A 23,592-nucleotide genomic window follows, 5' to 3' on the forward strand; every position below is an offset into this window, starting at 1 on the left:
TGATGAGCGGGTCCGAGAGTCAAGGAATGGCAAACCTGCTCTGATGTCGCAGGTCAGGAGGAGTCCTCCCCGCGCGAGCGGGGGTGTTCCAGCCACTCGCCGCTGTCGCCGATGCCGGGGAGCGTCCTCCCCGCGCGAGCGGGGGTGTTCCAGACTCTGCGGACACCTCGCGGCGGTGGCGGCAGTCTTCCCTGTGCGAGCGGGGGTGTTCCGTCGATGGCCTGGGCTGTGACGGTCGTGCCGCGGTCTTCCCCGCGCGAGCGGGGGTGTTCCGCTCCACGAGGTCGGCCCGTGCCTCGTCGGCGCGTCTTCCCCGCGCGAGCGGGGGTGTTCCGCCGGTCCCCCCGCCCAAGCAGACGATGCCGTCGTCTTCCCCGCGCGGGCGGAGTATCCCCCGGCGTACGGCTATGCGGCGCTCGTCGGATGGCTCTACCAGGACGCCGGTGATATGGACGGTGCCGCGTTCTGGCGGGGCGTGACGCAGGAGATCGCGGTGCGGTCCCGCGACCCGCACCTCATCGGGTACTCACTGGTGAACCAGGCGCACGTTCGTACCGACCTGGGTGACGGGCACGCGGTCGTCGAGTTGTGCGAGGCCGTCCTCGACGACGCCGACCGGCTCGTGCCGAAAGTACGGGTCATGGCGATGCAGCAGCAGGCGCACGGGGCCAGTCTCACCGGAGAACGTCGCGCCGTCGATCAGCTCCTGGACCGGGCCGACCGCCTTCTGCCGAGCGTCGACGACGACCTGCCGTGGGGCAACGCGTGCCGTCGGACACCTGGATACCTGGAGGTGCAGCGGGCCACCTGCTACGGGCGGCTCGGCCCCGGTGCCGAGGCCGGTTCCCTGTGGACGCAGGTGCTCGCGGGGGTGCCGGAGACGGCCCGCCGTGATCGCGGGGTGTACATGGCCCGGCAGGCGACCGCCGCCGCAGCAGCTCGGGAGCCGGATCAGGCGGTGGATATCGCCCGCACCGCAGCCACCATCGCCGTCGAGACCCGTTCCGCCCGTATGCGCCGGGAACTCGCCACGCTGGAAAGGGCGATGCGCCCGTGGCACGATGCCCCGGTCGGCCGGGACCTTGCAGAGATCCTGGCGCCGGTGACCGAGGGGAGCTGACGATGGGCAAGGATCCGCTGTCGGACGGGGAGATCGCCGCGAAGCTGGCCGAGCTACCGGGCTGGGCACGGGAAGGGGACACGATCACCCGAACGTTCGGGATCCGATACCACGGTGGCGTCGCGTTGATCATGAACGTCGCAGACGTGGAACGGCTCATCGGACACCACGCGGATATCGACCTGCGATGGGACCACGTACGGTTCGGCATCACGACGCACGACGCCGGGCACCGGCTCACCGCAGCCGACTTCGATCTGGCCGCGCGGATCGACCGGATCGCTGCGGCACACCAGGCACAGTCTCACAACACGTGACCGGGCCATATGGATGTGTATACGCCCGACGGTGACGGGATACGCGCCCCACCCCTCTGCTCATGGGTGCTTGCAGTAGGTGGGCCAGGCCCACGGCTCGGGCGTGCTCTGTTCTATGGGGATGGGTGCGCAGGAGCACCGCGAGCCCTTGCTAATCGAACACCTGGTTGACTGCGGGCTGTACCTGGCGGGGTAGGTCTGACCGTCACGGCTGGGAGCACCGCACCGGCGGTCCCCATGGCGGGCTGATCTGTGCCGGAGGCAACCAGCGGTTCGCCGAGCTGGACGACCCGCGCGGCGGGAACTGGCCCGCCACCGCCGTTCAGGCCGGGCAGAGCCACACGTTCCGGTGGCGGATCACCGCCCGGCACGCCACCACCGACTTCCGGTACTACGTCACCAAGGACGGGTGCAACCCCGCGAAGCCGCTCACCCGCCCCGACCTGGAGCCGCAGCCCTTCCTGACCGTGCCGTTCGGCGGCCGGCAGCCGGGCGCCACGGTCACGCACGCGGGCGCCCTGCCGCAGAAGTCGGGCAAGCACCTGATTCTCGGATTCTGGACCATCTCGGACACCGGCAACGCCTTCTACGCCTGCTCCGACGTCACGTTCTGATCTGACCGGGGGAGCAGGCATGAAGAAGGGCCCCGGTCCGAAGACCGGGGCCCTTCCATCAGGGTGAGTAACGGGACTTGAACCCGCGACATCCTGGACCACAACCAGGTGCTCTGCCAGCTGAGCTATACCCACCATGTCGCCCGGTCGTTTCCGACCGGCCGAGAAAAAGTGTACAGGGTCCGGGAGGGTGCTCGCGCCCCCGTTTCCCGGAGCTCGGTCGCGGGCGTCGGAACGCCCGTGACCAGGGCTTTTCTACGGTGTGGTGCGGACCACGTGGCGCGCCGCGATCTCCTTGGCGCGCTCCGAGTCCGGGCCGGGCTGCGGGACGAAGACCGCTTCCCGGTAGTAGCGCAGCTCCGCGATGGATTCGCGGATGTCCGCCAGCGCCCGGTGGTTGCCGCTCTTGTCGGGGCTGTTGAAGTACGCCCGCGGGTACCAGCGGCGGGCCAGCTCCTTGACCGAGGACACGTCCACGATCCGGTAGTGGAGGTAGCTCTCCAGCTTCTGCATGTCCCGCGCCAGGAAACCGCGGTCGGTGGAGACCGAGTTTCCGCAGAGCGGGGCCTTGCCCGGCTCCTTCACGTGCTCGCGGACGTAGGCCAGGACCTGCTCCTCGGCGTCGGCCAGGGTGGTGCCCCCGGCCAGCTCGTCGAGGAGGCCCGAGGTGGTGTGCATCTGCCGCACCACCTCGGGCATGGTCTCCAGGGCCGCGTCCGGCGGGCGGATCACGATGTCCACCCCTTCGCCGAGCACGTTCAACTCCGAGTCGGTGACCAGGGCGGCCACCTCGATGAGTGCGTCGTCCGTCAACGAGAGCCCGGTCATCTCGCAGTCGATCCACACCATGCGGTCGTTCATACGCCCCACCCTACGGGGCGCTCCGCTGTCCCGGCAGGGCCGGGCGCCCGGGAACGTACGCGTCGGGGACCGGCAGCGAGTGCTCCGAGGAGCCCCCCGACGCCGATACGGAGACCGGGGCGCCGGACGGCACCGGGGTGCCCCTGCGGCCGGACGGCGAACCCTGGCTGGGCACGACCGTCTCCAGCACCGTCGCGGCGCTCTCCGCCACCCCCTGCGGACGACGGGCCCGGTAGGCGGCCCGGTACGCGGCGGGGGAGGAGCCGAGCTGGCGGCGGAAGTGCCCACGCAGCGCGACCGGTGAGCGGAAGCCGCAGCGGCCGGCGACCTCGTCGACCGAGTAGTCGGAGGTCTCCAACAGCCTCTGTGCCTGAAGCACCCGCTGGGTGATCAGCCACTGGAGCGGTGCGCTCCCCGTGAGCGAGCGGAACCTGCGGTCGAAGGTCCGCCTGCTCATGTAGGCGCGCGCCGCGAGCGTCTCCACGTCGAACTGCTCATGCAGATGCTCCAGCGCCCAGGCCACGACCTCGGCGAGCGGGTCGGAGCCGATCTCTTCAGGTAAAGACCTGTCCAGGTAGCGCTCCTGCCCGCCACTGCGCCGCGGCGGCACGACGAGCCTGCGGGCGAGCGCGCCCGCCGCCTCCGTGCCGTGGTCGGTGCGGACTATATGGAGGCAGAGGTCGATACCTGCCGCCGTACCGGCGGAGGTGAGCACATCGCCGTCGTCCACGAAGAGTTCACGCGGATCGACGTGCACCGACGGATAGCGCTTGGCCAGCGTCGGCGCGTACATCCAGTGGGTGGTGGCCGGCCGGCCGTCCAGCAGGCCGGCCGCCGCGAGCACGAAGGCTCCCGTGCACAGGCCGACGATGCGGGCCCCCTCCTCATGGGCGCGCCGCAGCGCGTCCAGTGCCTCGGCGGGCGGCGGCGAGGTGATCGACCGCCAGGCGGGCACCACCACGGTGCCTGCCCTGCTGATCGCCTCCAAGCCGTACGGCGTGGTCAGTTCCAGTCCACCCGTCGTGCGCAGCGGTCCGTCCTCGCCGCCGCAGACCAGCAGGCGGTAGCGGGGAACTCCCGCGTCCTGCCGGTCGATTCCGAAAACCGAGAGCGGGATGGAGCTCTCGAAGATAGGGCCGCCGCTGAAGAGCAGCACGGCAACGACTTCCCGGCGTCGCCGCCCGGTCAGCTTGCGTGCGGCCTCCGTCGCGGTGGCGGAGTCCTGGCTCATGACGCTAAGCCCCCCTCGGTGTTCGCGTCTCCCTGGTCCCTACGGGCCTGCCGCTCCTGCACGTTTCCCCTCGGTTTCGCACGGTTCCCCAGCCCCCGATTTTCAAGATCGAATCTACTGCGTCGCGTGGTCCCGCCGTGACACCTTCCCCCACCGGCGCTATGTCGATAAGGAAACGTGGCGTGAAGCGTTCGATCACGAAGCGTTTCACCCGCGAAGCGCACAGGGAAGTGCCCTTCACGAACGTGGCCCGTCCGCGTCGGGTGAAAGCGTACCGCGCGGTCTCTTCCTGCCAGGTGGGCGGTGGGTTGTCCGGCCATTCTGCGAAGGGTTCGGCCGAGATGTGAAGTTGGCTGAAAAGCAACGGTTGTGTGCGCCGGTTCCAGTCACGCCGGGCGCACAACTTCCGCCTGACGCCCGCCCCGATGCGCTCCCTCGGCCCGGTGAGACGTGGCGCGTTCGGGCCGCCGGGGCGCGGTACGGCGGGTCGTCGGGAGGCGTGCGGGACCCGGGGCGATGGCAACCGGATTACCGACCGATGGACCGCCGGTGCCGAGAACCGGCGGTACGGCCCGCCGGACGCGCCCCGCCCGGCCGGGCCGCTCCCGGTGGCCCGTACGTCCGCCGCGCGTCCCGGAAAACAGGGCGGTCACCCTCGTCCGGCCCCGTCCAGGCCCGTGTACGACACAACCGGCATTGCCATACCGGGCCGCCTCGGGCATGCTCCCTCCAACGTCCACGCGGGCTTTTGCGGGGGTCTGGGCAGTGGGGGAGTGACGCCGTACCCTTAGGGGTATGGGGTTGGGAAGATGATTCCCGGACAGAGCTCACCACCTGCAGACGCACCTCTCGAAACCGCTCCCTCCTCACGAGGACTCTCTTCGCCGAGACATCGATGGCCGGTCACGAAATCCCTGAACCCGCAGACCGCAAGCAGGTAGCCGACCCCCGGTCGGAGCCGCGGCCGGTCGAAGAAGCGCGCCCCGCGTGCGATCCCGCCTTCCGGCACGGAGTCGTGGTCGGTTTCGACGGCTCCACCTCCAGTGAGCGGGCCCTGGCCTACGCGATCGGCATGGCCGGCAGATCGGGCTCGGGCCTGATCATCGTCCACGTGGCCAACCGGCTCCCGACGACGGTCTGGGCGGGCTGTGAGCCCCCCGTCTTCGTGGACGTCCCCGATCACCGCACCGAGGTCCTGGGCCTGGAGCTGGCCTGCGCGGACTACCTCTCCGACGTCCCCTGGGTGCTGGTCGAGCGCGGCGGCGACATCTGCCACGAGCTGGAGGAGGTCGGCCGCGAGTACTGCGCCGACGCCATCGTCGTTGGCTCCACCCACGGCATCGTCGGACGGATCTTCGGTTCGGTGGCGGGCCGTCTCGCCCGCCGCGCCCAGCGCCCCGTCATCGTCATCCCCTGAGATCTCTGAGGGCCCTGAGGCCCCTGAGGTCTCTGAGGGCCCTGAGGCCCCTGAGAGCCCTGAGGCCCCTGAGACCTGGGGGGTTCCGAGGGTTCTGGAGAAGTCCTGATAGGCCCTGGAAGGCCCTGATGGGCCGCCAGGAAGCCTTTCCGCGCCACGAGTTGGGCCCCGCACCGTCATCACGACCGTGCGGGGCCCACTCATGCGACGTACGGCCGACTACTCGACCGTGACCGACTTCGCCAGGTTGCGCGGCTTGTCGATGTCCCGGCCCATCGCCAGGGCCGTGTGGTACGCGAAGAGCTGGAGCGGGATGCCCATCAGGATCGGGTCCAGCTCGTTCTCGTTCTTCGGTACGACGATGGTGTGGTCCGCCTTCTCCTGGACCTGGTGCGCGACCGCGAGGATACGGCCGCTGCGCGCCTTGATCTCCTCCAGCGCGGCCCGGTTCTTCTCCAGCAGGTCGTCGTCCGGCACGATGGCCACGGTCGGCATCGCGGGCTCGATCAGCGCGAGCGGGCCGTGCTTCAGCTCGGAGGCCGGGTAGGCCTCGGCGTGGATGTACGAGACCTCCTTCAGCTTCAGGGAGGCCTCGCGGGCCACCGGATAGCCGCGCACCCGGCCGATGAACATCATCGACTTGGCGTCCGCGTACTCCGCCGCCAGCCGCTTGATCTCGTCCTCGCCCGCCAGGATCTCGCTGATCTGCTCCGGCAGCCGGCGCAGTCCGTCGATGATCCGCTTGCCGTCGGCGACCGACAGGTCGCGGATGCGGCCCAGGTGCAGGGCGAGCAGCGCGAAGGCGACCACCGTGTTGGTGAAGCACTTGGTGGAGACCACGCAGACCTCCGGGCCCGCGTGGACGTACGTACCGCCGTCGGCCTCCCGGGCGATCGCGGAGCCGACCACGTTGACCACGCCGAGGACGCGGGCGCCCTTGCGCTTCAGCTCCTGGACGGCGGCGAGCACGTCGTAGGTCTCACCGGACTGGGAGACCGCGATGTACAGGGTGTCGGGGTCCACGACCGGGTTGCGGTAGCGGAACTCGGAGGCCGGCTCGGCGTCGGCGGGGATGCGGGCGAGCTCCTCGATCAGCTGGGCGCCGATCTGGCCCGCGTGGTACGAGGTGCCGCAGCCGAGGATCTTGATCCGGCGCACCCCGCGCGCCTCGCGGGCGTCCAGGTTGAGGCCGCCCAGGTGCACGGTGGAGAACCGGTCGTCGATCCGGCCGCGCAGCACGCGGTCCACGGCGTCGGCCTGCTCGGAGATCTCCTTGTGCATGTAGGTGTCGTGGCCGCCCATGTCGTACGACTCGGCCTCCCACTCCACGGTGGTCGGCGTGGCCGTCGTGGTAGAGCCCTCCGTGGTGTACGTACGGAAGTCGTCGGCCTTCAGGGTGGCCATCTCGCCGTCGTCCAGCGTGACGACCTGGCGGGTGTGGGCGACCAGGGCGGCGACGTCGGAGGCGACGAACATCTCCTTCTCGCCGATGCCGAGGACGACCGGCGAACCGTTGCGGGCGACCACGATGCGGTCGTTGAAGTCGGCGTGCAGCACGGCGATGCCGTAGGTGCCCTCGACCGAACGCAGCGCCTCGCGGACCTTCTCCTCCAGGGTGTCGGCCTGGGCGCGGGCGATCAGGTGGGTCAGCACCTCGGTGTCGGTCTCGGAGAGGAAGACGACGCCGTCGGCGGTGAGCTTGGCGCGCAGCTCGGAGGCGTTGTCGATGATCCCGTTGTGGACGACGGCGACCTTGTTCTCCGCGTCCAGGTGCGGGTGGGCGTTCTCGTCGCTCGGCGCGCCGTGGGTGGCCCAGCGGGTGTGCGCGATGCCGGTGGTGCCCGCGAACCGCTTGGGGACCTTGGCCTCCAGCTCACGGACCCGGCCCTTGGCCTTGACCATCTTGAGCGTGCCGGGCTTGCCCGCCGCGGCCTTGCCGGTGATGACGATGCCGGCGGAGTCGTACCCCCGGTACTCCAGCCGCTGCAGGCCCTCCAGCAGCAGCGGTGCCACGTCACGCTTTCCGATGTATCCGACGATCCCGCACATGTGTTCTCTGCCCCTCCATCGACGTACACGCATTCCGTTCGGCGCCCCGCACGGGCGCCCGGCTGCCGGCCGTGGCCGGTCAGCCGTAGACGATGCGGCGCAGCTGGCGGAGCGAGAGCTCCGGCGGCGCCACGGCGCGGTGCGGCAGCTCGGCCGCGATCCGCTCGAAGATCTCCGTGTTGACCAGGCCGCCGGACTGCAGTTCGCGGTGGCGGCGCCGGACGAAGCCGTCGGTGCTCTCGTCGAAGTACGCCAGCACGTCGAGGATCACCCGGGCCGCCTCACCGCGCTGGAGCGCGGTGGAGCGTACGAGGTGGTCGATGAGGTCGTCGTGCGACGAGCGGCGTTCAAGCACTCGTCGATATTGCGCGCCGGGACGCTTCAGCGCAAGAAATCTGCCCGATATCGGGCAGGGGGGTTCGGAAAAGGGGTGCGATCCGGTCGTGCGCCGGTCACATGCGGCTCAGGATCGCCTGCTTCGCCGTGCTGAACTCCTCGTCGGTGAGGACCCCGGCCCGGTGCAGCTCACCCAGCTCCCGCAGCCTCCGCAGCAGCACGTCGTGATCGTCGGCGGGCGGTAGGGCGGCGGGCGCGGTCGCGGGCGCCTTGGTGAGGGCCGGGGGGCCGGCGGGCCCGTCCACGGCCGTACGGGCCTGCGGCAGCCGGGCCAGCACCGCCGCCGCGACCACGACCGCCGTGTACTCCTTCCTGGACATCCCCCACAGCTCCAGGGAGTACGGGTCGTACTTCGGCGGGGCCGAGACCGGCCCGTCGACCGGCTCGAACCGCAGGTAGCCGTTCTCCAGGCCCAGCGCGGGCAGCCAGCGCACCCCCGAGATCCGGGCCAGCGGCAAGGTGGCCGGGCCGCTCGCGGTCTTGGACTCCTCGGCCTTCCAGTTCCAGGTGAGCCGCACGCTCTCGCCGTCGAAGGACGCCGTGCCGTCGCCGCCCCCGCCGGAGACCGGCAGCGCGGGCCCCGGCAGCAGGAAGCGGTCCACCGGGCCGTCGGGGACCTGCTCGATCAGCAGCGCGTTGCGGACCTCGTCCACGAAGTACTCCGCCACCCCCGTGCGGTCCTTCTCCACGGTCAGGACGTACGGGTCGGCGCCGTCCTTGAGCCGCCCGTCGGCGGCCCGCAGCACCGGGCAGGCGCCCCCGCGCAACCGAAGCCGCAGCCGGCCGCCCTTGCGCTCCGGCTCGAACGAGACGCCCGCCAAGGCCTCCACGGGCACGGCCAGTTCACCCAGTGCCAGCCGGACCGGATGCGCCTTGCCCCCCGGCACGACGCGTACCGTCTCCCCGTCGAACGTCCATGTGCCGTCGCGCTGGATTATTTCCGCCATGCCCGCGATTCTGCCAGCCGGTGGCCGGGGAGCGCCCTCGGTCCTTGACCCGTCCACGGCTCCGCGATACGGATGGTCGGCGTTCGGTTGCCCGGAGATCCACAGGTAGGACCCGTCGAAGGGACAGGCTTGTGCGACAGCGACGTACGGATCGGCAGAAGGCTCCGCGCGGTACGGCCCCACGCTTCCCGGCCCGGCACAGACCCCTCCCCAGGCTCCTGGCCACCCTGCTGGTCGTCGTGGCGGGCGCCCTCTCCTCCACCGCCGCGACCCCGTCCGTCGCCGCCGCCTCCGCGCCCCGCCCCCTCGGGCAGCTGCTGCCGGTCCCCGCCGATGTGGTGCCGGGCGGCTCCCCGTACGCCATCACCTCCACGACCCCGATCCGGGTGGCCGGTCACTCCGGCGAGGTGCGGCGGATCGGGACGTACCTGGCCGAGCTCCTGCGCCCCGCCACCGGCTACGCGCTGCCCGTCACCGACCGGCCGGGGCCCGGCGGCATCCGGCTGGAGCTCGGCTCCCGGGACCGGAGCCTGGGCGAGGAGGGCTACCGCCTGCGCTCCACCCCTGCCGCGCTCACCATCACCGCCCGCGCCCCGGCCGGGCTCTTCCACGGTGTCCAGACGCTGCGCCAGCTCCTGCCGGACCGGGTGGAGGCCGACAGTCGGCAGCAGGGGCCCTGGAGGGTCGCGGGCGGCACGGTCACGGACGCGCCGCGCTACGGCTACCGGGGCGCGATGCTGGACGTCTCGCGCCACTTCTTCTCGGTCGCCGAGGTGAAGCGGTACATCGACCAGCTCGCCCTCTACAAGGTCAACAAGCTGCACCTGCACCTCTCCGACGACCAGGGCTGGCGTATCGCCGTCGACTCCTGGCCCCGGCTCGCCACGTACGGCGGCTCCACCGAGGTCGGCGGCGGGCCCGGCGGGTACTACACGAAGGAGCAGTACCGCGAGATCGTCCGCCACGCCGCCTCCCGCTACCTGGAGGTCGTGCCGGAGATCGACCTGCCCGGCCACACCAACGCCGCCCTCGCCTCCTACGCCGAGCTGACCTGCGACGGGGTCGCCCCGCCCCTCTACACCGGCACCTCGGTCGGTTTCAGCTCGCTGTGCGTGCCCAAACCGGTGACGTACGACTTCGTGGACGACGTGCTGCGGGAACTCGCCGCCCTCACCCCGGGGAAGTACCTCCACATCGGGGGCGACGAGGCGCACGCCACCAGCCATCAGGACTACGTGACGTTCATGGCGAAGGCCCAGGCGGTCGTCGGGAAGTACGGCAAGACGGTGATGGGCTGGCACCAGCTGACCGGCGCGGTGCCGGTGAGGGGCGCGGTGGCGCAGTACTGGGGGTACGACCGCACCGGGGCCGCCGAGCGCAAGCAGGTGGCGGACGCGGCGAAGAACGGGACCCGGCTGGTGCTCTCACCGGCCGACCGGGTCTACCTGGACATGAAGTACACCAAGGACACGAAGCTGGGACTGAGCTGGGCCGGACTGGTGGAGGTGCGGCGGTCCTACGACTGGGACCCGGCGGGCTATCTGGAAGGAGCCCCGCGGGAGGCCGTCCTCGGTGTCGAGGCGCCCCTCTGGACCGAGACGCTCACCGACAGCACGGAGATCGAGCAGATGGCCTTCCCTCGGCTGCTGGGCGCCGCCGAGCTCGGCTGGTCACCCGCGGCGACCCACGACTGGGAGGCGTACAAGGTGCGCCTGGCCGCCCAGGGGCCGCGGCTGACCGCGCTGGGGATCGACTTCTACCGCTCCCCGCAGGTGCCCTGGGAGCGGTGAGGGAAGAGGTGAGCGCCCGGGGGACCGTCCTCGGGCGCTCACCGGTCTGTGCGGACCGCTCAGTACTTGGCGATCGGGTTGTTCAGCCGGCCAACCAACTGCAGCGCGCCGGCCGGGTCGTTGAGGTCGACCATCTGCTGGTTGTCGCGCAGCTGGAGGCGGTTGAGGCAGGAGAGCGCGAACTCCGGCTCGAAGAGGTCGTACTGCTGGAACTTGTCCGCGAGGTAGGGCGCCGACGCCTGGTAGTCGCGTACGCACGCGGCGACCGTCCGCCAGAAGGTGTCCTCGTCCAGGATTCCCTCGGTGGCGAGGCCCGCGCCCAGGAAGCGGAAGAAGCAGTCGAAGACATCGGTGAAGACCGACAGCAGCTTCATGTCCTCGGGGACCTCGGCGCGGATCCGGTCGACCGTCGGCGGCAGCACCGCGTCCGGGTCCATGACCGCGATCTCCTCGGCGATGTCCTTGAAGATCGTGCGGGTGACGATCCCGTCCTCCACGACCAGGATCACGTTCTCGCCGTGCGGCATGTAGACCAGGTCGTAGGCGTAGAAGCTGTGCAGCACCGGCACCAGGTAGGCGTCCAGGTAGTGCCGCAGCCACACCTGCGGGTCGAGCCCGGACTCCTCGATGAGCGCCCCGGCCACCGAGCGGCCCTCGTGGTCGGTGTGGAGCAGGGAGGCCATGGTGGCGCACCTCTCACCCGGCTCCAGGCCCGCGACCGGGCTCTCGCGCCAGAGCGCGGCCAGCATCTTCAGGTAGGGGGAGCCCTTGGCGGTGGCCGCCTCGTACGCCCGGTGGTGGTAGCCGATCGCGGCCCGCTCCCGGATGATCGAGAACCGGGCGCCGGTCAGCAGGCCGTCGCGCTCGATCAGAGCGGCCAGCCAGTCGTTGATGGCGGGCGTGGCCTCCATGTACGCGGCGGAGAGCCCGCGCATGAAGCCCATGTTCAGCACCGACAGGGCCGTCTTGACGTAGTGCTTCCCGGGATGGTCGGTGTTGAAGAACGTACGGATGGACTGCTGGGCGAGGTAGGCGTCCTCGCCCTCCCCGAGCACGACCAGATGGCGCTCGGCGAGCTCACCGGCGAAGGTGACGGCCAGCTTGTTCCACCACTGCCAGGGGTGGACGGGCAGCAGGAAGTACGCGTCCGGGTCCAGGCCCAGCGAGCGCAGGGTGGCGGCGAACCGCTCCCGGGTCTCCTCGCTCAACTCGCCCTCGACCAGAGTGTCGTAGTCAAGGCCGGCGCCCGCCGTGAAGGTGGCCCGGTCGCGGCGGGCGGCCAGCCACACCAGCCGGATCGGGGAGGCGGCCTCGGGGGCGTACGCGCGGTACTCGTCGACCCCGAAGCCGAGCCGGCCGTTGTTGGCCACGAAACAGGGGTGGCCCTCGGTCATCCCGGTCTCGACGGCCTGGAAGCCGGCCGCGACGAGCTGGCGGGAGGTGGCCGGTTCCTTGGTGAGTTTGTAGGCGGTTCCGGCCAGCGTGGAGGAGACCTCCTCCAGGTAGACCGGCAGGATCTCCTCGGTCAGCCCGAGCGCCACCCGCAGCTCGATGAAGAACTCCAGGGCGTCGACGGGTACTTCGGCCCCGTGCCGGTGGCGGGTGATCGACTCGGCCTCGATCTGCCAGTGGTCCAGCGCGAAGAGGTGTGCGGTGAAACGGTACTCCGTCGCCGCGTCGTCGCTACGGAGGGTGTAGCGGTCCTCGCCGAGGGGGGCAGGGCTCAGAAGGCGTTCGTGGCTGAATTCCGCCAGTGCTTTGCGGACCAGCAGTCGGTTTGCGGTGGCCCAGCGGGCCGGGGAGAGGTGGGCGACGCTGTCGGTGAGGGCGGTCGTCATCGGTCGGTTCCTCCGGTTGCTGCTTCGAACTGCTCGCGGGTGCAGGCGCTGAGCAGCGCGTCCTTCTCCGGTTTGGCGATCTCCCGCAGGACCTCGAAGCCGACCGCCTTGTTGAGGGCCTGCACGGCGCTGTTGGTGACATCGGGCTCGACGACGACCCGGCGCACCGAGGGGTCGGCGAAGAGGAACTCCATCACGGCGGTGATCACGGCACGGGTGAAGCCGTGCACCGGGGTGTCGGTCGGCGCGACCAGGAAGTGCATCCCGACATCCCCCGGCTCCGCCTCGTACAGCCCCTTCAACTCGACCTCGGTGGGGTCGTACCGCTCGATCAGGAACGCGGGTTCGCCCTCGTGCAGGCCGATGAACGCCTCGTGGTGCGGGTGGGCGGCGATCGCCATGTACTCCCGCTCCACGTCCTGGAGTTTCGCCTCGCCCATCAGCCAGAAGGCGGCCTTGGGGTGGGTGACCCAGCTGTGGACCAGCTCGGCGTCGGAGGTGGGATCGAGGGGGCGGACGGTGAAGGTGCCGAGTTCGCCGGGGGTGTTGCTGTGGGGGTGGTTCATACGGCGAACTCCTGGAAGGCGATGGACTTCTCGACCGGGTAGTACTCACGGCCGAGCAGTTCGCCGATGATGTACGCGTTGCGGTAGGCACCCATGCCCAGGTCGGGCGAGGTGATCGAGTGGGTGTGCACCCCGGCGTTCTGCAGGAAGATCCCGCGCCCGGTGGTGTCGATGCTGTAGTTGCGGGCCACGTCGAAGCGGCCCCGGCTGTCGTGGCGCAGCCGGCCGGCGACGGGTTCGAGGAAGGCGGGCGCCTCGTAGCGGTAGCCGGTGGCGAGGATGAGGCCCTCGGTGGTCAGGGAGTAGTCCTTGACCTGCTCCTCCTGGCGCAGTCCCAGGCTGTACGCGCCGCCCTCCTCGTCGTAACGCGCGGTGATGAGCGCGGAGTTGGTGAGCAGCCGGGTGGGCACCGGGCCGGGCAGGTTCTTCTGGTAGAGCAGGTCGAAGATCGCGTCGATCAGCTCCCCGTCGATGCCCTTGAACAGCCCCTTCTGCCCGGTCTCCAGCCGGTAGCGGGTCTCCTCCGGCAGCGCGTGGAAGTAGTCGATGTACTCCGGCGAGGTCATCTCCAGCGTGAGCTTGGTGTACTCCAGCGGGAAGAAGCGCGGCGAGCGCGTCACCCAGTTGAGCCGGTAGCCGTACACGTCGATCTCGGAGAGCAGGTCGTAGTAGATCTCCGCCGCGCTCTGCCCGCTGCCGACCAGGGTGATCGACTTCTTCTTCTGGAGGTCGGCCTTCCCCTCCAGATAACGCGAGTTGTGCAGGAAGTCCCCCCCGAGGCCGTGGCACGCCTCGGGGATGTACGGCGGGGTTCCGGTGCCGAGGACCAGGCGGGGGGAGCGCAGGACGGTCCCGGCGGCGGTGGTCACGGTGTAGAGCTCGGTGGACTCGTCGTACGTGACGCCCTCGACGGTCTCGTTGAACCGGATGCTGTTCAGTTTGGCGGCGGCCCAGCGGCAGTAGTCGTTGTACTCGGTCCGCAGCGGGTAGTAGTTCTCCCGGATGTAGAACGAGTAGAGCCTGCCGCGCTCCTTGAGGTAGTTCAGGAACGAGTAGGGCGAGGTCGGGTCGGCCATGGTGACCAGGTCCGACATGAACGGCGTCTGGAGATGGGCCCCTTCGAGGAACATCCCGGAGTGCCACTCGAAGTCCGGCTTGGACTCCAGGAAGACGCCGTTCAGTTCGTCGATCGGCTCGGTCAGGCAGGCCAGTCCGAGATTGAACGGGCCGAGCCCGATCCCGATGAAGTCGTGGGGTTCAGGAAGCGCGGTCAAGGGAGTCTCCCAGGTACTGCTCGGCGTGGCCGGAGATCAGGTCGAGGACCGCGGCGATGTCTTCCACGGTCGTTTCGGGGTTGAGGAGGGTGAACTTCAGGTACTGGCGGTCGCCGACCTTGGTGCCCGCGACGATCGCCTCGCCGGAGGCGAACAGCGCCTTGCGGACGTGCAGGTTGGCGAGGTCGATCCGGTCCGGGGAGGTGACGCCGGACGGGATGTGGCGGAAGACGAGCGTGGAGAGCTGCGGCTGGACCACCACGTCGAAGCGCGGGTCGGCCGCGAGCAGCTTCCACCCCTCGGCGGCCAGGTCGCAGACCTCGTCGAAGAGCTCGCCGATGCCGTCGGCACCCATGACGCGCAGCGTCATCCACAGCTTGAGCGCGTCGAACCGGCGGGTCGTCTGGAGGGACTTGTCGACCTGGTTGGGTATCCGCTCCTCGGCCATCCGGCGCGGGTTCAGATACTCCGCGTGGTACGTGGCGTGGCGCAGCGTCGCCCGGTCGCGGACCAGCAGGGCGGACGAACTCACCGGCTGGAAGAAGGACTTGTGGTAGTCGACGGTCACCGAGTCGGCGTGCGCGATGCCTTCGAGGAGGCCGCGGCGCTCACGTGAGGCCAGCAGGCCGCAGCCGTACGCGGCGTCCACGTGCATCCAGGTCGCGTACTGCTCGCAGAGTGCGGCGATCTCGGGCAGCGGGTCGATGGAGCCGAAGTCCGTGGTCCCGGCGGTCGCCACGACGGCCATCGGCACGGTGCCTTCGGCGACGCACCTCTCCAGGGCCTGGGCGAGGGCCACGGCCTGCATGCGCTTGTTGCTGTCGACAGGGACGGAGACGACCGCGTCCGGGCCGAGGCCGAGGAGTTTGGCGGACTTCTGCACGCTGAAGTGGCTGCACTCGGAGGTGAAGATCCGCAGCCGGGTGCAGTGCTCGGGCCGGATCTTCGCCTCCTCGCGGGCCAGCAGCAGGGCCTGGAGGTTGGACTGCGTACCGCCGCTGGTGAAGACGCCGTCGGCGGCCGGTCCGAGGCCGATGCGCTCGGTGGTCCAGTCGATCAGCCGGCGCTCGATGAGGGTGCCGCCGGCGCTCTGGTCCCAGGTGTCCAGGGAGGAGTTGACCGCGGAGAGCACGGCCTCGCCGAGGACGGCGGGGATGACCACCGGGCAGTTGAGGTGGCCCAGGTAGCGGGGGTGGTGGAAGTAGACCGCGTCGCGGAGGTAGACCTCGCCGAGCTCGTCGAGGGCGGCGCCGGCGTCGCCCAGCGGCCGGTCCAGGTCGATCGCGTCGACGACGGGGGAGAGCTCGTCGACACCGACCCCGCTGAAGGGGCGCTCGGTGGCGGCGAGTTTGGCCGCGACCCGTTCCACTCCTGCGGTGACGGTACGCCGGTAGTGCTCCGCAGTGGTGTTGTTGAGCAGGTGCGAACGCATGAAGGGGTCCTCCCGGGTGAGGGGAACTTCATCGCGTCCCTCCGGGCAGGGAAGGGGGGACGAGCGACGCGATGTCGAAGTGAGGTTAGCCTAACCTAACTCGATCAAGCGCTGTCCCTCGCCCCGGTGGATGTCGAGGCTGTCCGCTTTGCCGCCTGTTCCGGACTGTCCCGGGTGCCGGTGGAAGGGGTGAGCCGACTGGGGAAGGGGTGAGCCGGGTGGCTACCGCGCGGTCCCGGCCCGGGCGGTCGTCTCCGCCCGCAGCTGCTCCTCGCTGAGCCCGCGCCGCCAGTACCCGACGAAGGTGACCCGCTCGCGGTCGAAGCCGCGCTCCTGGACCAGGTGGCGGCGGAGCGCCCGCACCTGGGACGACTCGCCCGCGATCCAGACGTACGGGGTGCCCTCCGGCAGCTCGGCGGCCCGCACGGCCTCCACGGCGGGAAGCGCGCCCTCGCTCCGGACGAGCCAGCTGATCCGGGCCTTGGCCGCGGTGTTGAGGGCCTGCCGGTCCTCCGTTTTCGGTACCTCCAGCCAGACCCGGGCGGGCGTCCCCGCGGGCAGCCACTCCAGGGCGGCGGCCGCGGCCGGCAGGGCCGTCTCGTCGGCCCAGATCAGGACCCAGTCGGTGTCCTGCGGCGGCCGGAAGCGCACGGAGGTGTTGTCCTCGACCGCGGGCCCCAGCACCTTGAGCCGGTCGCCCGACGCGGCGGTGAGCGCCCAGCGGGAGGCCGGGCCGCCGTCACCGTGGAGCGCGAAGTCGATGTCCACCTCGGTGGAGCCGTCGGTCCGCACGCGCTGGGCCCGCACGGTGTACGACCGCATCACCGCCCGTACGTCCTCGGGCAGCGCCCGCCACTTCGGATACCAGGCCCCGTCCTCACCCTCCGGCACCACGGCCTCGCCCTGCCCGGGGTGCGGCAGGAAGACCGACAGGCTCTGGTCGCGGCCCCCGGCCCTGAACCCCTCGGCCCCGGGGCCGCCCAGGGTGATCCGGAGCATGGAGGGGCCGAGCCGCCTGGCCCGCAGGACGGTCAGGTCGAAGAACCGGAACGGGGCGACACGGGGAACGGCGGCAGTCGTCAACGAGGGCTCCTCCGGGCGGGCCGGAAGCGGCGGGCGGACGGGCCCGGCTGGCTCCGGCGAGGGCGTTTCGGAGGAAGGTGCCTAACCTTGCTACGTGGTCACGGTGCCGGGCGGGCCGGGCGCCGGAGCCGGCCCCGAGGAACGCCGGGGCGGGCACCCCTCGGCACCCCCGTCGCCGTCGGCGTCCCCCGCCGTGAGCGCCTCCGCCCCCCTGGGGACCCCGGGACCCCCTGGGAACCCGAGCCCCCCGGGACCCCGAGCCCCTGGGAACCCGAGCCCCCGGAGCCCCTGAGCCCCTGGGAACCCCGAGCCCCCCCGGGACCCCGAGCCCCTGGGAACCCCGAGCCCGGGACCCCGAGCCCCTGGGGACCCGAGCCCCCGGGGCCCGGAGCCCCCGCCCCCCCCCGAGTCCCCGGGACCTCACACCCCGAAGTCGGCACGGCAGGCGTCGAGCCCCTGCACGGTGACGTCGACGCCGCGGTGCTTCTCCCACGCCGTCCGGTCCAGCCGCAGCCGCTGCACGGTGACGGCGGCCCCGCGGACCACCGCCATCTCCAGGCCGTCCGGGCTGTACCCGAGCCGCCGCGAGACGCCGAGCGAGCGGGTGTTGTCCGTCAGGGCGTCGGAGACGGCGTACCGGGCGCCGAGTCCGTCGAAGGCCAGGTGGAGGGCGGCGGCCCGCATCTCCGTCCCGATGCCCTGCCCCTGATGGGCGATGCCGAGCCACGACCCGGTATGCACCTCGCGCCGTACACCGAACTCCCGGCCCGTCACGTCCTGCCGCCCCACGACCTTGCCCTCGTGGAGGACGGCGAGGGTCAGCGTCCACTCCTGGGCCGACCACCCGGCGACGGTGCCCAGCACGTGCTGGAACACGGCCCTGCCGACGGCGTCGGGCCCACCGTCCGTCCACGGCACGATGAACGGCATACGGTCCGGCGTGTGCACTCCGTCGGCCGCGACGGAGGCCAGGTCGTCGAGCAGCTCCTCGTCGGGCAGGCGCAGCTCGAGGCGGGGTGTGCGGACGCGGAGACCGCGGAGGGGCCAGTGCCGGTGGTTCATGCGGGGACTCTGCCGGATGGGCGGCCGGCTTGTCGAACCGATTCCGGGGCGGTGTCGAACGGGCTCCGTCGAGCAGCGCGGCCGGCGAAGTCCCCGCGGTCGCGGCGGTGTTGACGGCGGCGACGGAGGAGACGCCGAAGAAACGGTCTATCCGGTCGTGCCGCCGCGCGTCGAGTACGAGCTGACGCCGATGGGCGCGACCCCGCACACGACGATCCGGACCCTGGTCGACTGGACCGAGGACCACCAGCAGAAGATCGCATGGGCACGCGCGGAGTACGACGGCCGTCAGGGCTCGGAGAGCCCCGCAGCCTGAGGCGTCGGCCCTCGGCCCGTCCAGGGGGTGCCACCGCCGGTACCCCCGGAGGGCAACCGACCCTGTCCTCAGTCGTGGCCCTGGCGCCCTGCCGCCGCCGGGCGCGGCGCCCTAGCGTGGTCCTCTCCGCGCGCCTTCGCGCGGGATCGCCGTACCGAGGGGAGTGGCGCATGCGCACGCGGGAAGAGGCGGAAGAGGGCCCCCGATCGCCCGGCCGGCCGCCGTTGGCAACGCGTGGGGCACCCGCGTCCGTGTCCTCGGCGTCGGCGCAGGCGGCCGGCAGCGGCCTCATGCGGCTCCAGCGCTCGGTCGGGAATGCCCAGGTGTGCCGCATGCTGGACAGCCGGGCGGCGCTGCCGGTGCAGCGGATGCCGGGGGAGAACACCGAGGAGCCGTCGGCCGGCACGGGCAGCCGGAACTCCACCGTGCTCAGCGGCCACGGCCGGTTCGGCGACAACCAGCGGCTGCCCAAGAACCCCGACAATCCGCGTAGCCGTGCGCTCAAGGCGACCTTCACCGTGCCGGCGGGCATCGAGCTGGTCGTCTACGCCCCGCCCGGCGCGTGGCTGGAGAACGAGGTGGCGAAGCTCGTCGAGTCCGGGACGCCGCCGGCGTCGGAGGATCTCGAACTGGTCGGGAACAACAACAAGCGCAAGCCGATGCCAGCCGACTTCCCCAAGACCTACACCGCGGGTGACGAAGTCATCAACTACAAGCTGATGCCTCTGGACGCCAAGCACCTGGCCGAGGGCGCGACCTCGGTCGAGGGCGGCACCCTGCGCGACAAGGTGGCCGAACTCGCGGCGGCCCACGCGGAGCAGGAGGACGACGAAACCCCCCTGACCGTGCACTACGCCTGCTGCGGGGTGGGCTCCTCCAGCGTCCCGGAGATCGACCGCCTCTTCGAGCACCGCAACTACACGGTCATGCTCCGCGCCACGTCCACGTCCCCGAGCCCGGAACCCGAGAAGCCGCCGAAGCGGCGCAGGTAGTCCACGGCGCCACCGCGCCCCGACCGCCGTGGAACGCACCACGGCGGCCGGGACGACGGCACTCAGCGCACCGGGCCGGGCATCAGCGCACCGGGCCGGGCATCAGGGCAGCGGCCCGGCAGTCAGGGCAGGGCAGGGCAGGGCAGCGGTCAGGGGATCGGGCAACGGCCCGGGGATCGGCAACGGGCGGCGTGGATCAGCCCGGAAGCCCCAACTCGCGTGCGATCAGCATCCGCTGCACCTCGCTCGTCCCCTCGCCGATCTCCAGGATCTTCGAGTCCCGCCACATCCGCGCCACCGGGTACTCGTTCATGAAGCCGTAGCCGCCGTGGATCTGCGTCGCCTCACGGGCGTTGTCCACCGCCACCGTGGAGGAGTACAGCTTGGCGATCGCCGCCTCCTTCTTGAACGGTTCGCCCGCCACCAGCCGCGAGGCCGCGTCGCGCCAGCCCACGCGCGCCATATGGGCCCGCATCTCCATGTCGGCGATCTTGAACTGGATCGCCTGGTTCGCGCCGATCGGCCTGCCGAACGCGTGGCGCTCGGCCGCGTACTTCACCGACTCGTCCACGCAGCCCTGCGCCAGGCCCGTGGCCAGGGCCGAGATCGCGACCCGGCCCTCGTCCAGGATCCGCAGGAACTGCGCGTAGCCGCGGCCCTCCTCGCCCAGCAGGTTCGCCGCCGGGACGCGGACGTCGGAGAAGGACAGCTCGCGGGTGTCGGAGGCGTTCCAGCCGACCTTGGAGTAGGGGGCCGCGACCGTGAAGCCGGGGGTGCCGGAGGGGACGATGATCGCGGAGATCCGGGGGCGCCCGTCCTCCTTGCGGCCCGTCACCGCCGTCACGGTCACCAGCTCGGTGATGTCCGTACCGGAGTTGGTGATGAAGCACTTCGAGCCGTTGATCACCCACTCGTCTCTCGCCTCGTCCAGCACCGCCGTCGTCCGCGTGCCGCCCGCGTCCGAGCCGCCGTCCGGCTCGGTCAGGCCGAACGCGCCCAGCGCCTCGCCCGCACAGAGCTTGGGCAGCCACTGGCGCTTCTGCTCCTCCGTGCCGAAGAGGTGGAGCGGCATCGCACCCAGCGAGACCCCGGCCTCCAGGGTGATAGCCACCGATGAGTCGACCCGGGCCAGCTCCTCCAGGGCGATCCCGAGCGCGAGGTAGTCGCCGCCCATGCCGCCGTACTCCTCCGGGAACGGCAGCCCGAACAGGCCCATCCGCCCCATCTCGCGCACGATCTCGTACGGGAACTCATGGCGCTCGTAGAAGTCGCCGATCTTCGGCGCGATCACCTCGTGCGCGAACTCCTCCACCGTGCGGCGCAGTTCCTCGTGCTCGGCGGTCAGCCGGTGGTCCAGGGACATGGTGTGACTCACTCCTTGTGGGAGGCGGGGGAAGAGGAAGGGGAAAGGGCGCGGACCGTGCGGGACGGGCTCGGCCGGCCCAGCTGTCCGGCCAGCCAGATGCTGGTGGCGGCCAACTCGTCGAGGTCGACGCCGGTTTCGATGCCCAGGCCGTCGAGCATCCACACGAGGTCCTCGGTGGCGAGGTTGCCCGTGGCGCTCTTCGCGTACGGGCAGCCGCCCAGGCCGCCCGCCGAGGCGTCCACCGTCGTCACCCCGTGCTGGAGGGCGGCCAGGGTGTTGGACAGCGCCTGGCCGTAGGTGTCGTGGAAGTGCACGCCGATGGCGGCCGTCGCCACGCCCGCCTCGTTCAGGGCCGTCAGCAGAGCCGTTACGTGTCCCGGCGTCGCCACCCCGATCGTGTCGCCGAGCGACAGCTCGTCGCAGCCCAGCTCCATCAGGGACTTGGCGACCCCGACCACCTGCGCCACCGGCACCGCGCCCTCCCACGGGTCGCCGAAGCACATCGACAGATACCCGCGCACCCGCACCTTCTCGGCCCTGGCGCGGGCCACCACCGGCGCGAACATGGCCAGCGACCCCTCGACGGTCCGGTTCAGGTTGCGCGCGGCGAACGTCTCCGTGGCCGAGCCGAACACCGCGATCGACCGGGCCCCGAGCGCCAGCGCCCGGTCCAGACCGCGTTCGTTCGGTACGAGGACCGGGAGGGTGACGTCGCCGATGTCCGCGACCTCGCCGAGCAACGGGAACAGCTGCTCGGCGTCGGCCAGTTGGGGCACCCACTTCGGGTGCACGAAGCTCGTCGCCTCGATGGTGGTGAGCCCGGCCACGGCCAGCCGGCGGATGAACTCCGCCTTCACCTCCGTCGGCACGACCCCCTTCTCGTTCTGCAGGCCGTCCCGCGCCCCCACCTCGTGGATACGGACCCGGGCCGGCAGCCCGGGGGCCGGGACCTTCATGGGCAGTGCTCGCGTGGTCATGCGTCCTCCCCGGGGGCCACGACCGCCAGGATCTGGTCCATGGCCACCGTCGAGCCCGCCGTGACGTCCAGCTCGGTCACGGTCCCCGCGTGCGGGGCGGAGATCACGTGCTCCATCTTCATCGCCTCCACCACGAGCAGGCTCTGCCCCGCCACGACCTCGTCCCCGACGGCCACCTTCACCACCGTGACCGTGCCGGGCATCGGTGCCGCCAGCGTGTCCTTCCCGCTGCGGCCCGCTCCGCTCAGGGAGGCCTCCACCGGGTCGTGGTCCTGGACGTGCCAGGTGTCACCGTCCCGGCCGAGCCAATCGCCGCAGCGGTGGAAGTGGCCGACCGTGCCGTCGGCTTCCACCGTGACCCGGTCCGCCGTGACGGTCGCGGAGACCGGGGAGCTCCGCGTGACGGGTTCACGTGCCCCGACGCGCAGGGGGAAGAGCAGCGGCGCCGGCGCACCCCCCGTCCGCCACCCGCTCGGCACCGAGAACGGGTCCGTCCAGCCCTCCGCGTCCGGCCGGGGCTCCAGCGCCTCCCGGCGGACCGCCGCCGCCGCCGCGTACACCTCGTCCGGAACCCCGTCCGGCACCAGGCCCTCCGCCTCGCGCTCCACCAGCCCCGTGTCCAGTTTCCCGGCGACCACGTCCGGGTGGGCCAGCAGCCGGCGCAGGAAGCCCGCGTTGGTCGGGACTCCCAGGATCACCGTGTCCGCCAGGGCCGCCCGCAGCTTGCGCAGGGCACTCGCGCGGTCGGGGCCGTACGCGATGACCTTCGACAGCATCGGGTCGTACAGGCTGCCCACCGGCACGCCCTCGCTGAGCCCCGAGTCCGTGCGCACCCCGCCGCCCTGCGGCTCGCGCAGCGCCAGCACCGTACCGCCGGAGGGCAGGAAGCCGCGGGAGGGGTCCTCGGCGCAGACCCGGGCCTCGATGGCGTGGCCCGTCAGGCTGATGTCCTCCTGCACGTACGGGAGTTGCTCGCCCGACGCCACCCGCAGCTGCCACTCCACCAGGTCCAGGCCGGTGATCAGCTCGGTGACCGGGTGCTCGACCTGGAGGCGGGTGTTCATCTCCATGAAGTAGTACGACGCCGGGTCGTTGCCCGGGACGATGAACTCCACGGTCCCCGCGCCGACATAGCCGCAACTGCGTGCCGCCTGCACGGCCGCCTCGCCCATCGCCGCCCGGGTCTCCTCGTCGAGCAGGACCGAGGGCGCCTCCTCGATGATCTTCTGGTGGCGGCGCTGGAGCGAGCACTCCCGCTCGCCCAGGTGGATCACGTTGCCGTGGGCGTCGGCCAGCACCTGGATCTCGATGTGGCGCGGGCGGTCGATCCACCGCTCCACCAGGAGCGTGTCGTCGCCGAACGAGGCCTGGGCCTCGCGGCGGGCCGCCGCGATCTCCTCGGCCAGCACCGCCGCGTCACGGACCAGGCGCATGCCCTTGCCGCCGCCGCCCGCCGAGGGCTTCAGGAGGACCGGCGTGCCGATCTCCCGTGCCGCGGCGTCCAGTTGGGCATCGGTCAGACCGCTGCCCGAGGAGCCCGGGACCACCGGGACGCCGGCCGCCGCGACCGTCTCCTTGGCCCGGATCTTGTCGCCCATGAGGGAGATCGCGGAGGCGGGCGGGCCGATGAAGACCAACCCCGCGTCCGTACAGGCCTGCGCGAAGGCCGCGTTCTCCGCGAGGAAGCCGTAGCCGGGGTGCACGGCCTGCGCACCCGTGCGGCGGGCCGCCTGAAGGATCTTCTCCACGGACAGGTAGCTCAGCGCGGCCGGCGGCGGGCCGATCCGTACCGCCGTGTCCGCCTCCCGGACATGCCGGGCGTCCGCGTCCGCGTCGCTGAAGACCGCGACCGAGCGCACCCCCAGCTCGCGCAGGGTCCGGATCACCCGGACGGCGATCTCGCCGCGGTTGGCGACCAGAACGGTGTCGAACATCGTCATCTGT

The 23,592-nt window shown here is 71.3% G+C and carries 21 protein-coding genes, 1 tRNA gene, 1 pseudogene and 1 CRISPR repeat array; of the genes and pseudogenes, 8 read left to right on the forward strand and 15 right to left on the reverse strand.

Going from position 1 to position 23,592, the window contains the following annotated elements; translation table 11 throughout:
- Window positions 1-62: 62 nt before the first annotated feature.
- Window positions 63-395: direct repeats of the CRISPR family, unit length 24 nt; unit sequence TCCCCGCGCGAGCGGGGGTGTTCC.
- Window positions 396-448: 53 nt separating this feature from the next.
- The 3 genes and pseudogenes from ACIQAK_RS06650 to ACIQAK_RS06660 all read left to right on the forward strand — a co-directional run.
- Entirely contained in the window at window positions 449-1,120 is a 672-nt protein-coding gene (locus ACIQAK_RS06650) for a hypothetical protein (RefSeq protein ID WP_366387200.1), read from the forward strand.
- A 2-nt stretch (window positions 1,121-1,122) separates the two neighbouring features.
- Complete coding sequence (locus ACIQAK_RS06655; RefSeq protein WP_366387201.1) at window positions 1,123-1,437, forward strand: 4a-hydroxytetrahydrobiopterin dehydratase; 315 nt, start codon at window positions 1,123-1,125, stop codon at window positions 1,435-1,437.
- 227 nt (window positions 1,438-1,664) lie between these two features.
- A pseudogene (locus tag ACIQAK_RS06660) lies at window positions 1,665-2,051 on the forward strand (lytic polysaccharide monooxygenase); the annotation flags it as partial.
- A 62-nt stretch (window positions 2,052-2,113) separates the two neighbouring features.
- Here ACIQAK_RS06660 and ACIQAK_RS06665 read toward each other — a convergent pair.
- From ACIQAK_RS06665 to ACIQAK_RS06675, 3 genes are all read right to left on the reverse strand, one after another.
- Window positions 2,114-2,186: transfer RNA gene (locus ACIQAK_RS06665), tRNA-His, on the reverse strand.
- 120 nt (window positions 2,187-2,306) lie between these two features.
- Complete coding sequence (orn, locus tag ACIQAK_RS06670; protein WP_366387202.1) at window positions 2,307-2,912, reverse strand: oligoribonuclease; 606 nt, start codon at window positions 2,910-2,912, stop codon at window positions 2,307-2,309.
- Window positions 2,913-2,922: 10 nt separating this feature from the next.
- Window positions 2,923-4,143 (reverse strand): helix-turn-helix domain-containing protein, encoded by a 1,221-nt coding sequence (locus ACIQAK_RS06675; protein ID WP_366387203.1) that lies wholly within the window; start codon window positions 4,141-4,143, stop codon window positions 2,923-2,925.
- 182 nt (window positions 4,144-4,325) lie between these two features.
- Here ACIQAK_RS06675 and ACIQAK_RS06680 point away from each other — a divergent pair, with 182 nt between their 5' ends.
- The gene (locus ACIQAK_RS06680; RefSeq protein ID WP_366387204.1) at window positions 4,326-4,490 is read left to right on the forward strand and encodes a hypothetical protein; all 165 of its coding nucleotides are present in this window, start codon (window positions 4,326-4,328) and stop codon (window positions 4,488-4,490) included.
- 548 nt (window positions 4,491-5,038) lie between these two features.
- Window positions 5,039-5,560: a universal stress protein gene (locus tag ACIQAK_RS06685; protein WP_366387205.1), complete on the forward strand. Its 522-nt coding sequence runs from the start codon at window positions 5,039-5,041 to the stop codon at window positions 5,558-5,560.
- 219 nt (window positions 5,561-5,779) lie between these two features.
- Here ACIQAK_RS06685 and glmS read toward each other — a convergent pair whose 3' ends face one another.
- The 3 genes from glmS to ACIQAK_RS06700 all read right to left on the reverse strand — a co-directional run bounded on the left by glmS (window position 5,780) and on the right by ACIQAK_RS06700 (window position 8,952).
- The gene (gene glmS, locus ACIQAK_RS06690) at window positions 5,780-7,609 is read right to left on the reverse strand and encodes a glutamine--fructose-6-phosphate transaminase (isomerizing) (protein WP_366387206.1); all 1,830 of its coding nucleotides are present in this window, start codon (window positions 7,607-7,609) and stop codon (window positions 5,780-5,782) included.
- A 79-nt stretch (window positions 7,610-7,688) separates the two neighbouring features.
- Window positions 7,689-7,964 carry a hypothetical protein gene (locus tag ACIQAK_RS06695; protein WP_366387207.1) on the reverse strand — a complete coding sequence of 92 codons (276 nt, stop codon included), beginning with the start codon at window positions 7,962-7,964 and terminating at the stop codon, window positions 7,689-7,691.
- Between the two features lie 97 nt (window positions 7,965-8,061).
- On the reverse strand, window positions 8,062-8,952 hold the full coding sequence (locus tag ACIQAK_RS06700; protein WP_366387208.1) for a DUF4429 domain-containing protein: 891 nt from the start codon (window positions 8,950-8,952) through the stop codon (window positions 8,062-8,064).
- A 131-nt stretch (window positions 8,953-9,083) separates the two neighbouring features.
- On the opposite strand from ACIQAK_RS06700, the gene ACIQAK_RS06705 reads away from it, so the two are divergent.
- Window positions 9,084-10,742, forward strand: a complete 1,659-nt coding sequence (locus ACIQAK_RS06705) for a beta-N-acetylhexosaminidase (RefSeq protein WP_401847775.1) — start codon at window positions 9,084-9,086, stop codon at window positions 10,740-10,742.
- A gap of 59 nt (window positions 10,743-10,801) precedes the next feature.
- On the opposite strand, the gene ACIQAK_RS06710 is transcribed toward ACIQAK_RS06705, so the two are convergent.
- From ACIQAK_RS06710 to ACIQAK_RS06735, 6 genes are all read right to left on the reverse strand, one after another.
- The gene (locus tag ACIQAK_RS06710) at window positions 10,802-12,580 is read right to left on the reverse strand and encodes an IucA/IucC family siderophore biosynthesis protein (RefSeq protein ID WP_366387209.1); all 1,779 of its coding nucleotides are present in this window, start codon (window positions 12,578-12,580) and stop codon (window positions 10,802-10,804) included.
- On the reverse strand, window positions 12,577-13,146 hold the full coding sequence (locus ACIQAK_RS06715; protein ID WP_366387210.1) for a GNAT family N-acetyltransferase: 570 nt from the start codon (window positions 13,144-13,146) through the stop codon (window positions 12,577-12,579). Before ACIQAK_RS06715 ends, ACIQAK_RS06710 begins: the two co-directional genes overlap by 4 nt.
- Window positions 13,143-14,420: a SidA/IucD/PvdA family monooxygenase gene (locus tag ACIQAK_RS06720; RefSeq protein WP_366387211.1), complete on the reverse strand. Its 1,278-nt coding sequence runs from the start codon at window positions 14,418-14,420 to the stop codon at window positions 13,143-13,145. The genes ACIQAK_RS06715 and ACIQAK_RS06720 overlap by 4 nt, the downstream gene beginning before the upstream one ends.
- The gene (locus tag ACIQAK_RS06725) at window positions 14,404-15,852 is read right to left on the reverse strand and encodes an aspartate aminotransferase family protein (protein ID WP_366387212.1); all 1,449 of its coding nucleotides are present in this window, start codon (window positions 15,850-15,852) and stop codon (window positions 14,404-14,406) included. Before ACIQAK_RS06725 ends, ACIQAK_RS06720 begins: the two co-directional genes overlap by 17 nt.
- Window positions 15,853-16,074: 222 nt before the next feature.
- Window positions 16,075-16,935: a siderophore-interacting protein gene (locus tag ACIQAK_RS06730; protein WP_366387213.1), complete on the reverse strand. Its 861-nt coding sequence runs from the start codon at window positions 16,933-16,935 to the stop codon at window positions 16,075-16,077.
- A 420-nt stretch (window positions 16,936-17,355) separates the two neighbouring features.
- Entirely contained in the window at window positions 17,356-17,997 is a 642-nt protein-coding gene (locus ACIQAK_RS06735; RefSeq protein WP_366387214.1) for a GNAT family protein, read from the reverse strand.
- On the opposite strand from ACIQAK_RS06735, the gene ACIQAK_RS06740 reads away from it, so the two are divergent.
- Together ACIQAK_RS06740 and ACIQAK_RS06745 are read left to right on the forward strand one after the other, a co-directional pair.
- Window positions 17,996-18,313 (forward strand): winged helix-turn-helix transcriptional regulator, encoded by a 318-nt coding sequence (locus ACIQAK_RS06740; protein ID WP_401847776.1) that lies wholly within the window; start codon window positions 17,996-17,998, stop codon window positions 18,311-18,313. The two genes, ACIQAK_RS06735 and ACIQAK_RS06740, sit on opposite strands and share 2 nt — an antisense overlap.
- A 332-nt stretch (window positions 18,314-18,645) precedes the next feature.
- A complete protein-coding gene (locus ACIQAK_RS06745; protein ID WP_366387215.1) occupies window positions 18,646-19,305 on the forward strand; it encodes a putative adhesin in 660 nt (219 codons plus the stop codon).
- A 196-nt stretch (window positions 19,306-19,501) separates the two neighbouring features.
- Here ACIQAK_RS06745 and ACIQAK_RS06750 read toward each other — a convergent pair whose 3' ends face one another.
- Genes ACIQAK_RS06750 through ACIQAK_RS06760 form a run of 3 tightly spaced genes read right to left on the reverse strand, consistent with a single transcriptional unit; the run spans window position 19,502 to window position 23,588 of the window.
- The gene (locus tag ACIQAK_RS06750; protein ID WP_366387216.1) at window positions 19,502-20,668 is read right to left on the reverse strand and encodes an acyl-CoA dehydrogenase family protein; all 1,167 of its coding nucleotides are present in this window, start codon (window positions 20,666-20,668) and stop codon (window positions 19,502-19,504) included.
- Between the two features lie 8 nt (window positions 20,669-20,676).
- A complete protein-coding gene (locus tag ACIQAK_RS06755; RefSeq protein ID WP_366387217.1) occupies window positions 20,677-21,648 on the reverse strand; it encodes a hydroxymethylglutaryl-CoA lyase in 972 nt (323 codons plus the stop codon).
- Window positions 21,645-23,588, reverse strand: a complete 1,944-nt coding sequence (locus ACIQAK_RS06760; RefSeq protein WP_366387218.1) for an acetyl/propionyl/methylcrotonyl-CoA carboxylase subunit alpha — start codon at window positions 23,586-23,588, stop codon at window positions 21,645-21,647. The genes ACIQAK_RS06755 and ACIQAK_RS06760 overlap by 4 nt, the downstream gene beginning before the upstream one ends.
- Window positions 23,589-23,592 lie beyond the last annotated feature (4 nt).

The organism is Streptomyces sp. NPDC088706, from assembly GCF_044752765.1.
Classification (GTDB): Bacteria; Actinomycetota; Actinomycetes; order Streptomycetales; family Streptomycetaceae; genus Streptomyces.

Excerpts from the sequence above, each read along its gene's own strand:
- ACIQAK_RS06650 (WP_366387200.1), top strand. The coding sequence starts at position 449 with ATGGACGGTGCCGCGTTCTGGCGGGGCGTGACGCAGGAGATCGCGGTG.
- ACIQAK_RS06655 (WP_366387201.1), top strand. The coding sequence starts at position 1,123 with ATGGGCAAGGATCCGCTGTCGGACGGGGAGATCGCCGCGAAGCTGGCC.
- orn (WP_366387202.1), bottom strand. The coding sequence starts at position 2,912 with ATGAACGACCGCATGGTGTGGATCGACTGCGAGATGACCGGGCTCTCG.
- ACIQAK_RS06675 (WP_366387203.1), bottom strand. The coding sequence starts at position 4,143 with ATGAGCCAGGACTCCGCCACCGCGACGGAGGCCGCACGCAAGCTGACC.
- ACIQAK_RS06685 (WP_366387205.1), top strand. The coding sequence starts at position 5,039 with ATGGCCGGTCACGAAATCCCTGAACCCGCAGACCGCAAGCAGGTAGCC.
- glmS (WP_366387206.1), bottom strand. The coding sequence starts at position 7,609 with ATGTGCGGGATCGTCGGATACATCGGAAAGCGTGACGTGGCACCGCTG.
- ACIQAK_RS06700 (WP_366387208.1), bottom strand. The coding sequence starts at position 8,952 with ATGGCGGAAATAATCCAGCGCGACGGCACATGGACGTTCGACGGGGAG.
- ACIQAK_RS06710 (WP_366387209.1), bottom strand. The coding sequence starts at position 12,580 with ATGACGACCGCCCTCACCGACAGCGTCGCCCACCTCTCCCCGGCCCGC.
- ACIQAK_RS06715 (WP_366387210.1), bottom strand. The coding sequence starts at position 13,146 with ATGAACCACCCCCACAGCAACACCCCCGGCGAACTCGGCACCTTCACC.
- ACIQAK_RS06725 (WP_366387212.1), bottom strand. The coding sequence starts at position 15,852 with ATGCGTTCGCACCTGCTCAACAACACCACTGCGGAGCACTACCGGCGT.
- ACIQAK_RS06740 (WP_401847776.1), top strand. The coding sequence starts at position 17,996 with ATGCGGGGACTCTGCCGGATGGGCGGCCGGCTTGTCGAACCGATTCCG.
- ACIQAK_RS06735 (WP_366387214.1), bottom strand. The coding sequence starts at position 17,997 with ATGAACCACCGGCACTGGCCCCTCCGCGGTCTCCGCGTCCGCACACCC.
- ACIQAK_RS06745 (WP_366387215.1), top strand. The coding sequence starts at position 18,646 with ATGCTGGACAGCCGGGCGGCGCTGCCGGTGCAGCGGATGCCGGGGGAG.
- ACIQAK_RS06750 (WP_366387216.1), bottom strand. The coding sequence starts at position 20,668 with ATGTCCCTGGACCACCGGCTGACCGCCGAGCACGAGGAACTGCGCCGC.
- ACIQAK_RS06755 (WP_366387217.1), bottom strand. The coding sequence starts at position 21,648 with ATGACCACGCGAGCACTGCCCATGAAGGTCCCGGCCCCCGGGCTGCCG.
- ACIQAK_RS06760 (WP_366387218.1), bottom strand. The coding sequence starts at position 23,588 with ATGACGATGTTCGACACCGTTCTGGTCGCCAACCGCGGCGAGATCGCC.